This is a genomic window from Cupriavidus alkaliphilus (assembly GCF_014191175.1).
In the GTDB taxonomy this organism is placed as follows: domain Bacteria; phylum Pseudomonadota; class Gammaproteobacteria; order Burkholderiales; family Burkholderiaceae; genus Cupriavidus; species Cupriavidus alkaliphilus.
Genome location: NZ_JACHWE010000011.1, coordinates 105,083 through 117,267, shown reverse-complemented (window position 1 = coordinate 117,267; position 12,185 = coordinate 105,083). Strand labels below are relative to the sequence as shown.

Below are 12,185 nucleotides of genomic sequence, written 5' to 3'. Positions count from 1 at the left end.
CGCCCCTACTGGCGCGACGCACGATGCTATATCAGGCAGCCCGCGCCCGACATCCGCAGCGCTGGTCGCGAGGGATCCGGAATTGGAAGCTGGATCCAGTGGTCTTCTTGAACCCCGAACGAGCTGAGCAGGAAGCTAGCGAGCACCGGAAAGCAGCATAACGGCGGACGCGACAACTACCTTGACACACACCGCTTGGCCAAAAAGTGACCCGCCCAGGAGGGCGGAACCAAGCGGTTCAAAAGCCGACAGCATGTCACCAACAGCGACCACGCGTGAAAGGCCGAACTGCACCCCAAACGCTATCCCCATTCCCCAGTAGTAAAATCCCCCGACCACAAAAAATTCCTTTCCGGGGCCCATCCCCAGAGGACCTCCATGCCCGCTGCACCAGCCGTTGCCACTGCCACGCCGACGCCGACCCGCTCTGCATCCGAAGGCACCCTCGACCTGATCCGCCCGCAGCCCTACGCCGACTGGGCTCCCCAGGTCACCCCCGAGGAACGCGCCACGCTGCGCCGCGAGCTTGAGCAGGGCGCGGTACTCTACTTCCCCAAGCTGAAATTCCACTTCCAGCCGGGCGAAGAACGTTTCCTCGACAGCCGCTACTCCGACGGCAAGTCCAAGAACATCAACCTGCGCGCCGACGACACCGCGGTGCGCGGCGCGCAAGGCAGCCCGCAGGACCTGTCCGACCTCTACACGCTGATCCGCCGCTACGCCGACAGCAGCGAACTGCTGATCCGCACGCTGTTCCCGGAATACATCCCCCACATGACCCGCGCCGGCACCTCGCTGCGGCCAAGCGAGATCGCCGGGCGCCCGGTCAGCTGGCGCAAGGACGACACCCGCCTGCATGTGGACTCGTTTCCCTCCAACCCGATGCTGGGCAAGCGCCTGTTGCGCGTGTTCCACAATATCGACCCGGCCGCGCCGCGCGTGTGGCGGGTGGGCGAGCCGTTCGGCGACTTCGCGCAGAAGTTCGTGCCCAGGACCCACGGCATGTGGCCGGGGCAGGCCGCGCTGATGAAGCTGCTGCATATCACCAAGCGCCGCCGCTCGGAATACGACCACCGCATGCTGCAGCTGCATGACCTGGCCAAGGCCGACCTGGACTACCAGGCCAACGTGCCGCAGCAGGAATTCCACTTCCCGCCCGGTGCGACCTGGATCGTCTTCAGCGACCAGCTGCTGCACGCCGCCATGCGCGGGCGCGCGATGATGGAGCAGACCATCTACCTGGCGCCGCAGGCAATTTCGGACCACACCCATTCGCCCGAGGCAGTGCTGTCGCGCATGCTCGGGCGGCCGATGCTGGTGTCGTGAGCGCCGCCTGCGCCGAAGCTCAACGCAGCAGCAGGCGCAGCATGGTGTCGAAGGTCTTGCCGTAAGGCGGCTTGAGCAGGCCGGCACCGTTCAGGCTGGCCTGGTGGAACACCGGCTTCACCTTAGAGAAGGTATCGAAGCCCGCCTGCCCGTGATACGCGCCCATGCCACTGGCGCCGACACCGCCGAACGGCAGGCCGTCCTGTGCGATATGGAACAGGGTGTCGTTGACGGTAACGCCGCCGGCGACGGTCTGCTTCATCACATGGCTGACGGCGCCGCGGTCGCGCTCGAACACGTACAGCGCCAGCGGGCGCGGGCGCGCGTTGATGTAGTCCACCGCCTCGTCGAGGGTGCGATAGGTCACCACCGGCAGCACCGGCCCGAAGATTTCCTCGCGCATCGCGGTCACGCCTGCCGGCACATCCAGCAGCAGCACCGGGGGCAGGCGCCGCGCCTGCGCATCCGGCTGCGCCTCCGACAGCGGCACCACGGTTGCACCTTGCGCGGCGGCCTCGTCGACCAGCCCTGCCAGCCGCGCGAAATGCCGCGGGCTGATGATGCTGGTGTAGTCCGGGTTGCGCGCCAGGTCGGGATAGAGCCGGCCCACGCAGCGGCGCGCCGCGTCCACCAGTTGGCCGCGCAGGTTCTCCGGCACCAGCACATAATCCGGCGCGATGCAGGTCTGCCCCGCGTTCATCAGCTTGCCCACCAGGATGCGCTCCACTGCGCGCTCGAGGTCGGCCCCGGCACCGACGATGGCCGGTGACTTGCCGCCCAGCTCCAGCGTCACCGGGGTCAGGTTGGCAGCCGCCGCGCGCATCACATGGTGGCCGACCGCGGTCGAACCCGTGAACAGCAGGTGGTCGAACGGCAGCGTGGTAAAGGCGCTGGCCACTTCGGCATCGCCGTTGATCACCACGATCTCGTCCGGGGCGAAGTGCTGTGGCACCAGTTGCGCGAACAATGCCGCAAAGCGCGGCGTGTATTCCGACAGCTTGACCATGGCGCGATTGCCTGCCGCCAGCGCGCCGGCCAAGGGCCCGATGGTCAGGTATAGCGGGTAGTTCCAGGGCACCACGATGCCCACCACGCCGAGCGGCTGCGGCACCAGGCGCGAGCGTCCGGGACGGAACCAGAACCCGGTGGGCGCGCGCCGCACGCGCATCCAGCGCCTGCCGTGGCGCAGCGCATCGTCGATGCCCGCAAGGCTGGGGAAGACCTCCAGCAGCGCGGTTTCCTGGCGCGCACGGTTGGTGAAATCCGCATGGATCGCCGCGGCAATTTCGGCCTGGTTTTCGGTCACCAGCCGCCGCAGGCGCTGCAGGCGATCGGCGCGCACGGTCCAGGCGGGCAACTGGTCGCGCCGCGAGGCGGCATGCATCGCACCGAAGACGGACGACAGGTCGGGGACTTCTCGCATGGCTGCGCTCCTGGATTTCCGCGCACATTGGCGCACCATCGCGCACGATAAGGCAGCGCGCCAGCCAACACAATCGAAGCCTCTTACCAAAAGGCCAATTCAAACGCCCGTCCGGCGCGCCCCCGCGTTTCGTTGCCGCCTCCCTTTTTCAACCGCTGAGCCAGCGCCTACACTGAATCTCACGGCTTGCCATCCGCTGGACGGACAGGGCGCGCGCCGGCGCGGCCCGGCTCACGCATGCGCGCCGCCTGCGGAACCGCGGGGAGACAGATGGAAACCACCTATGACTACGTCATCGTCGGCGCGGGCTCGGCGGGCTGTGCGCTGGCGGGGCGCCTGGCCGACAGCGGCGACGACACCATCGCGCTGGTCGAGGCCGGGCACCACGACCACCATGTGCTGGTGCGCACACCCGCCGGGCTGGCCGCGCTGCTGCCGCGCGCGGGGGCGCGCAACTACGGCTTCCACACCGTGCCGCAGCCGGGCCTGAACGGCCGCCGCGGCTACCAGCCGCGCGGGCGCGGGCTGGGCGGCTGCTCGTCGATCAATGCCATGATCTACACGCGCGGCCGGCCCGCCGACTACGATGCCTGGGCCGACGCCGGCTGCGATGGCTGGTCGTGGGACGACGTGCTGCCGTACTTCCGCCGCGCCGAATGCAACGAGCGCCTGGCCGGCAGCGACGACGATCCGCTGCATGGCGGCAACGGACCGCTGCATGTCAGCGACCTGCGCACGCCCAATCCGTTCGCCGAGCGCTTTATCGAGGCCGCGCAGCAGGCCGGCTATCCGCGCAACGACGACTTCAACGGCGAAGAACAGGAGGGCATCGGCTGGTATCAGGTTACGCAGCACGCGGGCGAGCGCTGGAATGCGGCGCGCGCCTACCTGCACGGCGGCAACGCGCGCGACCGCGCCTGCAACGGCGGCCGGGCGCGGCTGCGCGTGCTGACCGACACGCAGGCCCTGCGCATCGTCTTCGAAGGCCGCCACGCCGCCGGGGTGCTGGTGCAGCGTGACGGCCGCCAGCAGCTGCTGCGCGCGCGTCGCGACGTGATCGTGTGCGCGGGCACGTTCGGCTCGCCGCAGCTGCTGATGGTTTCGGGGGTCGGACCCGCCGCGCACCTGCGCGAGCACGGCATCGACGTGGTCCATGACCTGCCGGGCGTGGGTGCCAACCTGCAGGACCATCTCGACGTGGTGCTGCACAAGCGCACCGCCGTGCCCGAGCTGTTCGGCGTATCGTTCGGTGGCGTCGCCAGGCTGCTGTCGGAAATGCTGCGCTACCGGCGCGAGCGCGCCGGCATGATGTCGAGCAACTTCGCCGAGGCCGGCGGCTTTCTGCGCAGCCACCCGGCGCTGCCCGAGCCCGACCTGCAGCTGCATTTCGTGGTCGGCCTGGCCGATGACCATATGCGCAGGCTGAATCTCGGCCATGGCTATTCTTGCCACGTCTGCCTGCTGCGCCCGCGCAGCCGCGGCGAGGTCCGCCTGGCCGCGGCCGATATCCGGCGCGCCCCGCTGATCGACCCGAAGTACCTCAGCGACGCGCGCGACCTCGACGACATGGTGGCCGGGGTGCGCATCGTGCGCAGCATCCTGGCGCAGCCGCAGCTGGCCTGCTTCGGCGGGCGCGAACTTTATACGGCCGGCCTGCGCGCCGATGGCAGCGACGATGCCGCCGTGCGCGAGTTGATCCGCGAGCGCGCCGACACCATCTACCACCCGGTCGGCACCTGCCGCATGGGCATGGATGCGATGGCGGTGGTCGATCCACAACTGCGCGTGCGCGGCGTGGAAGGCCTGCGCGTGGTCGATGCGTCGGTAATGCCGACGCTGGTCGGTGGCAACATCAATGCGCCCGCGATCATGATCGGCGAGCGCGCGCATGACCTGATCCGCTATGCGCCGCGGGTGATGCTGCGGGTGCTGGAGTCGATGGAGGCCTAGCCCTCGAAGCCGCGCGACGCCACCCGCCCGAGCGCGCCGGCATCCGCGTCGAGCGTGCCGAACACGCGCCCGTGCTGGCGCCCGAGCCGGCTGGCGACGAACAGCTCCGCGTGCGCGGGGTCGGCATGCGCCAGCATCAGTGCCGCCTGCGCGGTCAGCACCAGGCCCTGGGCAAAGCGGCGCGCGTTGGCTTCGAGCTGGTCGGCGTTTTCACGCAGCATGGCCTGCAGCGAGGCCAGTTCGGCGCGCACCGCCGGGTGGCCGCCGGCGCGGCGCGACAGGTCCTGCAGCAGCCGTGCGGCATCGTCCGGATTGCGCTGGAGCGCGCGCAGCACGTCCAGGCACATGATGTTGCCCGAGCCTTCCCAGATCGAATTGACCGGCGCCTCGCGGTACAGCCGCGCCATCGGGCCCTCCTCGACATAGCCGTTGCCGCCCCAGACTTCCATCGCTTCGCCGGTGGCCTCGAGCGTGCGCTTGCACACCCAGAACTTGGCCGCGGGCGTGACCACGCGTTTCCAGGCGGCGGCGAGCGGGTCGGGGTTGTCGCCCTCGGCCTGCGCGAAGGCGTGGCCCAGTTCCATCATCAGCAGCGTGGCGGCTTCGGATTCCAGCGCCAGGTCCGCCAGCACGTTGCGCATCAGCGGCTGGTCGGCCAGCAGGCGGCCGAAGGCGCTGCGGTGGCGCGTGTGGTGCAGCGCCTGCACGAACGCCGCGCGCAGGATCGCTGCGCTGCCGATCACGCAGTCCAGCCGCGTGCTGGTGGCCATCTCGATGATGGTCGGGATGCCGCGTCCTTCGTCGCCGATCAGGATGCCGGTGGCGTCGCGGAACTCGACTTCGCTGCTGGCATTGGAGCGGTTGCCGAGCTTGTCCTTGAGTCGCTGGATCTGCACCGCGTTGCGGCTGCCATCGTCGCGAAAGCGCGGCACGAAGAAGCACGACAGCGGACCGTCTTCGGCGCCCATGCGCGCCACCACCAGGTGCGCATCGCACATCGGCGCGGAGAAGAACCACTTGTGGCCGGTCAGCGCGTATTCCGCGCCGCGGCCCTCGCCGCGCACCGGGCGCGCCACGGTGGTGTTGGCGCGCACGTCTGAGCCCCCTTGCTTCTCGGTCATGCCCATGCCGATCATGATCGCGGTCTTGCTGCGCCATGGCAGGTCGCGCGCGTCATGCTCGGTTGCATACAGGCGCGGTTCCAGCTCGGCGAACAGCGTGGCTTCCTTGCGCAGCACGGGGATGCTGGCGAAGGTCATGGTGGGCGGGCACAGCGAGCCCGATTCCACCTGCGCCTGCAGGAAGTACCCCGCCGTGCGCGCCGCCCAGGCGCCGGCACGCGGTTGCGCGAAGGGCAGGGCCTGCAGCTGCTGGCTGCGCAACAGCCCCAGCAGCGCGTGCCAGCCGGGGTGGAACTCGACCATGTCGATGCGCTCGCCGGTGCGGCTGTGGGTGTGCAGCTCCGGCGCATGGCGGTTGGCATCCGCCGCCCATTGCTGCACCTCCGGCTCGCCCAGCCGCGCGCCGAACTGCCGCAGCGCGTCGGCATGCCAGCCGCCGTCCAGGCGCTCCAGCGCGGCCCGCACCGTGGGATCGCTGTCGAACAGGTTGTAGTGCGCGAGATCCGGCACCTGGTTGAAGACGCGGTGGGTGGCGGCGTCGGTCATGGTGTCTCCTGGGTCGGGACTTGCCGTTTGCTTGCATGGTAGATCACGCTGCGCGCGTAGGAGTGCCTGTTCGTCCGCATGTGGCGGGTTTTTGCGATGCAGCATGCGCGATTCGATACCTTTTTGCACAACTGTGGCACCACTCGCGCTGGCGAACTGGCACTGGCGCCCACCGGGGCTCTGTGCTTAAATTCACCCCGTTGGATGAAACAGGGGTGCCGTGCGGATGGGCCGTGCGGCTGAGAGAGTCCCTTCGAACCCGATCCGGTTAGTACCGGCGTGGGAAGTTTCAGCAAGACCAAGCCTCTGGTCCCTCCGGGACTCGCCCCTGCGGCCACAAGCCCAGGCGGCGCTCACAGGGCTCCTGGTTTCGTCCACCCCGCAAGAGAGAGAGGACGACACCCATGGCCCGTACTGCCCCCGCTGCATCCTTCGAATCGCTCGAAAGCGATCTCGACCAGAAATTCGCCTACCCGGCTTCCAGCAAGACCTACCTGACCGGCAGCCGCCCGGATATCCGCGTGCCGCTGCGCACGATCCTGCAGACGTCCACGCGCACGGAGAAGGGCGACATGCCCAACCCGCCGATCCCGGTCTACGACACCTCGGGCCCGTACAGCGACCCGGACGTGCATATCGACCTGAAGGCCGGCCTGCCGGCCGTGCGCGCCAAGTGGATCGAAGAACGCGGCGACACCGAAGTGCTGCCCGGCCTGTCGTCGGAATACGGCCGCGACCGCGCCAACGACCCCGCCACCGCGCACCTGCGCTTCGCCCAGCTGACCAACCCGCGCCGCGCCAAGGCCGGTGCCAACGTGTCGCAGATGCACTATGCGCGCAAGGGCATCATCACGCCGGAAATGGAATACGTGGCGCTGCGCGAGTCGCTGAACCTGCAGGCGCTGTACGACAAGCCCGAATACAAGGCGCTGCTGCGCCAGCACCCCGGCAACGCGCTGGGCGCCGGCCTGCCGCTGCGTCCGGAAGACATCACGCCGGAATTCGTGCGCCAGGAAATCGCCTCGGGCCGCGCCATCATCCCCGCCAACATCAACCACACCGAGCTGGAGCCGATGGCGATCGGGCGCAATTTCCGCGTCAAGATCAACGGCAACCTGGGCAACTCGGCGGTGACCTCGTCGTTGGCCGAGGAAGTGGAAAAGATGGTGTGGTCGATCCGCTGGGGCGCCGACACCATCATGGATCTGTCCACCGGCAAGCACATTCACGAAACCCGTGAATGGATCCTGCGCAACTCGCCGGTGCCGATCGGCACGGTGCCGATCTACCAGGCGCTGGACAAGACCGGCGGCATCGCCGAGGACCTGACCTGGGAGATGTTCCGCGACACGCTGATCGAGCAGGCCGAGCAGGGCGTGGACTACTTCACCATCCACGCCGGCGTGCTGCTGCGCTACGTGCCGCTGACCGCCGACCGCGTCACCGGCATCGTCTCGCGCGGCGGTTCGATCATGGCCAAGTGGTGCCTGGCGCACCACAAGGAAAACTTCCTGTACACGCACTTCGACGAGATCTGCGAGATCATGAAGGCCTACGACGTGTCGTTCAGCCTCGGCGACGGCCTGCGTCCGGGCTGCATCGCCGACTCGAACGACGAGGCACAGTTCGGCGAGCTGCGCACGCTGGGCGAGCTGACCGCCAAGGCGTGGAAGCACGACGTGCAGGTGATGATCGAAGGCCCGGGCCACGTGCCGCTGCAGCGCATCCAGGCCAACATGGACGAAGAACTCAAGCATTGCTACGAGGCGCCGTTCTACACCCTGGGACCGCTGGTGACCGACATCGCCCCTGGCTACGACCACATCACCAGCGGCATCGGCGCGGCCAATATCGGCTGGATGGGCACCGCCATGCTGTGCTACGTCACGCCCAAGGAGCACCTGGGCCTGCCGGACAAGGAAGACGTGCGCGAGGGCATCATCACCTACAAGATCGCTGCCCACGCCGCCGACCTGGCCAAGGGCTGGCCCGGCGCGCAGCTGCGCGACAACGCGCTGTCGAAGGCGCGATTCGAGTTCCGCTGGGAAGACCAGTTCAACCTGGGCCTCGACCCGGAACGCGCGCGTTCGTACCACGACGCCACGCTGCCGGCCGAGGGTGCCAAGATCGCCCACTTCTGCTCGATGTGCGGGCCGAAGTTCTGCTCGATGAAGATCACGCAGGAAGTGCGCGACTACGCCGCCTCGTTGCCCAAGGAAGCGCAGCAGGGCATGGAAGAAAAGTCGATCGAGTTCCTGAAGAAGGGCAGCAAGATCTACTCCTAAGGCAGTAGCTGAAAACCTGCCGAAGTCACGGCAGGACGGGCATGGCCTCGCAAGCCATGCCCGCGCAAGATCCGCCGCCGCACAGCGCCCCGCGCGGCGGCACCGATAACAAGGAGGCCGGACGCGGCCGCATGGCGCGCCCGGCACAACACCCTCATGACAGCAGTGCAGTCGTTTGACGTCGCCATCCTCGGGGCCGGCCTTGCCGGCCGCCTGGCCGCCTGGTTGCTGGTCCGCAGCGGTGCCCGCGTGGCGCTGGTGGAGCGGGCCGGCCCGGACGGCGCGGGCTCGGCCGCCTACGTGGCCGCGGCCATGCTGGCGCCGCTGGCCGAGTCGGCCATTGCCGAGCGCCGCATCGTCGACCTCGGCATCGCCAGCGTCGACCTGTGGCGCGCCTGGCTGGCCGAGCTGGCGGAACCGGTCTTCTTCCAGGAGGACGGCACGCTGGTGGTCTGGCATGCGCGCGACCGCGCCGAGATGTCGCTGTTCACCAGCCGCGTGCGCGCGGTGGCGCCGCCGGAACTGGTGGCGCAGCGGCTGCGCGCGCTCGACGGCAAGGGCGTGGGCGAGGTCGAGCCGGCGCTGGCGGGCCGCTTTCCGCAGGGGCTGCTGCTGGCCGGCGAAGGCCAGCTCGACAACCGCGGCGCGCTGCGTGCGCTGCTGTCGTGCGCGGTCAGCGAAGGCGTGCATTGTGTCTGGGAGGCGGGCGAGGTCGATGCCGGCTCGCTGCCCCAGCTTGGCATCCACGCCGACGTGGTGCTGGACTGCCGCGGCCTGGGTGCGCGCAGCGCGTGGCCGGCGCAGCCCGGCGGCAGCCAGCCCGGCCTGCGTGGCCTGCGCGGCGAAGTGGTGCGCGTGCATGCGCCCGACGTCAGGCTGCACCGTCCGGTGCGCCTGCTGCATCCGCGCTACCCGATCTATATCGCGCCCAAGCCCAATGACCTGTATGTGATCGGCGCGACCGAGCTGGAAAGCGAGGACGATTCGCCGATGAGCGTGCGTTCCGCGCTGGAGCTGCTGTCGGCCGCGCATTCGCTGCACCCTGCCTTCGGCGAGGCGCGCGTGCTGGAGCTGAACGTGCAGCGCCGCCCGACCCGCCCCGACCACCTGCCGGCGATCCGCGTGGACCAGCGCGCGCGCGTGGTGCGCGTGAACGGCCTGTACCGCCACGGCTTCCTGATCGCGCCCGCGGTGACCGAGGCCGCGTGCGCGGTGGTGGGCGCGCTGCTCAAGGGCGATCCCGCCGCGCATGCCGTGCCGGCCGCGCTGCGCTGGCCCGGTATGATCGAGGCGGTGACGGAAGCGCCGGCGCCCACCATCGGCCCGCGCTCCGGAACGCTGCATTAATGCAAGACTGACATGGATATCCTGCTCAACGGCCGACCGCTCGCCCTTGCCGAATCCGCCACGCTGGCGGACGCGGTGAGCGCGGCGCAGATCGCGCCCCCCTTTGCCGCGGCGGTCAACGGCCAGTTCGTGCCGCGCGCCGCGCACGCCAACACCCCTCTTGCGGCCGGCGACCGCATCGACCTCGTGCAACCCGTGACGGGAGGCTGACCCATGACCTTCGAACCTTCCGCAACCCTGCGCGACCCGTTCGTGCTGTATGGCGAGTCGTTCGGCTCGCGCCTGCTGCTGGGCACCGCGCGCTATCCCTCGCCAGCCACGCTGGAAGCGGCCGTGCAGGCCTCCACGCCGGCCATGATCACCGTTGCGCTGCGCCGCCAGGGCGCGGTCGGCGACGGCGAGGGCGGCCAGGCGTTCTGGCAGATGCTCAAGGCGCTGAACGTGCCGGTGCTGCCCAACACCGCCGGCTGCTTCACCGCGCAGGAAGTCATCACCACCGCGATGATGGCGCGCGAGGTGTTCGAGACGCCGTGGATCAAGCTTGAACTGATCGGCGACGACTACACCCTGCAGCCCGACACCCTGAACCTGCCCGCCGTGGCCGAGACCCTGATCAAGGAGGGCTTCAAGGTGCTGCCGTACTGCACCGAGGACCTGGTGCTGTGCCGCCGCCTGCTCGACGTCGGCTGCCAGGCGCTGATGCCATGGGCCGCGCCGATCGGCACCGGCCGCGGCGCGGTCAACCCGCACGCGATGCGCGTGCTGCGCGAGCGCCTGCCCGACACGCCGCTGATCGTCGATGCCGGCCTGGGCCTGCCGTCGCATGCGGCGCAGGTGCTGGAGTGGGGCTACGACGGCGTGCTGCTCAACACCGCGGTGGCCCAGGCCGCCTACCCGGTCGACATGGCGCGCGCCTTCGCCCAGGCCGTGGCCGCGGGCCGCACCGCCTACCTGGCCGGGCCGATGCCCGAGCGCGAGGTCGCGCAGGCCAGCACCCCGGTGGTGGGCATGCCGTTCTGGCACGCCGACGACACGGAGCAGCGCGCATGACCCGCCGCCCCGTGCACGCCCCCAGCGACGGCCCGCTGCGCCAGGCGGTGCTGGAACACTATGGCGACACCTTCGGCGTCGACGACAAACCGTGGCAGGCCTGGCGCCTGCAAGACGGCCCGGCGCAGCCAGGTGCCCACGACGTGCTGCTGTCCGACGGCGAAGCCGATGCCGACACCATCGCGCGCGTCGCCGCCGCCGGCGCCACGCTGATCGAGACCGACCGCGAGGGCGGCCAGTGGATCGACACCGTGCGCTCGCCGATGGGCACCTGGGTGTTCTCGGTCGCTGCGGATACCGGCCAGCCGCATTCTCCCGCCTTCGTCGCGGTGCTGCTGGCCTGCCTGTCGCTGCATTTTCCGGCCCACGATGCGCTGTGCCTGGCGCGCGCCTGGGCCCCGGGTTCGGCCGACTGGCCGTCCGACTTCGCGCGCTTCCCGCACGTGCGCCACGCCGCGCTGGTGGCGCCCGAGCACACCGCGGCGCCGTTCGCGCCGTGCCCCGCGCTGGGCCTGTACGTGGTGGTGCCGAGCGCCGAGTGGATCGAACGCCTGGCGCCGCTGAACGTGCCGACGCTGCAGCTGCGCTTCAAGTCCGGCGACGCTGCCGCGGTGCGCGCCGAGATTGCGCGCGCGGCCAGGGCCATGCAGGGCTCGTCGTCGCGCCTGTTCATCAACGACCACTGGCGGGCGGCGCTCGACCATCACGCCGCCCATGGCGCGCACAGCGGCATCTACGGCATCCACCTGGGCCAGGAAGACCTGGACGATGCCGACCTGGACGCGATCCGCGCGTCGGGGCTGCGGCTGGGCGTGTCCACGCACGGTTACGCCGAGATGCTGCGCGTGGCCGCGATCCGCCCCAGCTACCTGGCGCTGGGCGCGATCTTCCCGACCACCACCAAGGTGATGCCGACCCAGCCGCAAGGCATGGGACGTTTCCGTGCCTATGTCAAGCTGATGCAGCCGGTGATTCCGTCGCTGGTGGGCATCGGCGGCGTCAACGCCGCCAATCTGCGCGAAGTGCTGGCGGTCGGCGTCGGCAGTGCCGCGGTGGTGCGCGCGGTGACCGAGGCCGACGACGTGCCAGCCGCGGTGGCGCATCTGCTCAGCCTGTTCCCCGCGGCCTGAGCCTGCC

At 69.7% G+C, this 12,185-nt stretch carries 9 protein-coding genes and 1 riboswitch; of the genes, 7 read left to right on the top strand and 2 right to left on the bottom strand.

Annotated features, from left to right (window positions below):
• Positions 1-378 precede the first annotated feature (378 nt).
• On the top strand, positions 379-1,326 hold the full coding sequence (gene kdoO, locus FHX60_RS26205; RefSeq protein ID WP_092317777.1) for a Kdo hydroxylase KdoO: 948 nt from the start codon (positions 379-381) through the stop codon (positions 1,324-1,326).
• Between the two features lie 19 nt (positions 1,327-1,345).
• Here kdoO and FHX60_RS26200 read toward each other — a convergent pair whose 3' ends face one another.
• Positions 1,346-2,749: a coniferyl aldehyde dehydrogenase gene (locus tag FHX60_RS26200; RefSeq protein WP_183285080.1), complete on the bottom strand. Its 1,404-nt coding sequence runs from the start codon at positions 2,747-2,749 to the stop codon at positions 1,346-1,348.
• A 270-nt stretch (positions 2,750-3,019) separates the two neighbouring features.
• On the opposite strand from FHX60_RS26200, the gene FHX60_RS26195 reads away from it, so the two are divergent.
• Complete coding sequence (locus FHX60_RS26195; protein ID WP_183285079.1) at positions 3,020-4,699, top strand: GMC family oxidoreductase; 1,680 nt, start codon at positions 3,020-3,022, stop codon at positions 4,697-4,699.
• Here FHX60_RS26195 and FHX60_RS26190 read toward each other — a convergent pair.
• The gene (locus tag FHX60_RS26190) at positions 4,696-6,366 is read right to left on the bottom strand and encodes an acyl-CoA dehydrogenase family protein (protein ID WP_183285078.1); all 1,671 of its coding nucleotides are present in this window, start codon (positions 6,364-6,366) and stop codon (positions 4,696-4,698) included. The genes FHX60_RS26195 and FHX60_RS26190 overlap by 4 nt on opposite strands.
• Before the next feature lie 201 nt (positions 6,367-6,567).
• A riboswitch (TPP riboswitch) is annotated at positions 6,568-6,669 on the top strand.
• A 101-nt stretch (positions 6,670-6,770) separates the two neighbouring features.
• Here FHX60_RS26190 and thiC point away from each other — a divergent pair.
• The 5 genes from thiC (at position 6,771) to FHX60_RS26165 (ending at position 12,178) form a co-directional block, all read left to right on the top strand.
• Complete coding sequence (gene thiC / locus FHX60_RS26185; protein ID WP_092317766.1) at positions 6,771-8,651, top strand: phosphomethylpyrimidine synthase ThiC; 1,881 nt, start codon at positions 6,771-6,773, stop codon at positions 8,649-8,651.
• Positions 8,652-8,807: 156 nt separating this feature from the next.
• A complete protein-coding gene (locus FHX60_RS26180) occupies positions 8,808-9,998 on the top strand; it encodes an FAD-dependent oxidoreductase (RefSeq protein WP_112777321.1) in 1,191 nt (396 codons plus the stop codon).
• A 12-nt stretch (positions 9,999-10,010) separates the two neighbouring features.
• Positions 10,011-10,208: a sulfur carrier protein ThiS gene (gene thiS / locus FHX60_RS26175; protein ID WP_012351522.1), complete on the top strand. Its 198-nt coding sequence runs from the start codon at positions 10,011-10,013 to the stop codon at positions 10,206-10,208.
• Between the two features lie 3 nt (positions 10,209-10,211).
• The gene (locus tag FHX60_RS26170) at positions 10,212-11,048 is read left to right on the top strand and encodes a thiazole synthase (protein ID WP_112777320.1); all 837 of its coding nucleotides are present in this window, start codon (positions 10,212-10,214) and stop codon (positions 11,046-11,048) included.
• A complete protein-coding gene (locus FHX60_RS26165) occupies positions 11,045-12,178 on the top strand; it encodes a thiamine phosphate synthase (protein WP_183285077.1) in 1,134 nt (377 codons plus the stop codon). The genes FHX60_RS26170 and FHX60_RS26165 overlap by 4 nt, the downstream gene beginning before the upstream one ends.
• Positions 12,179-12,185 lie beyond the last annotated feature (7 nt).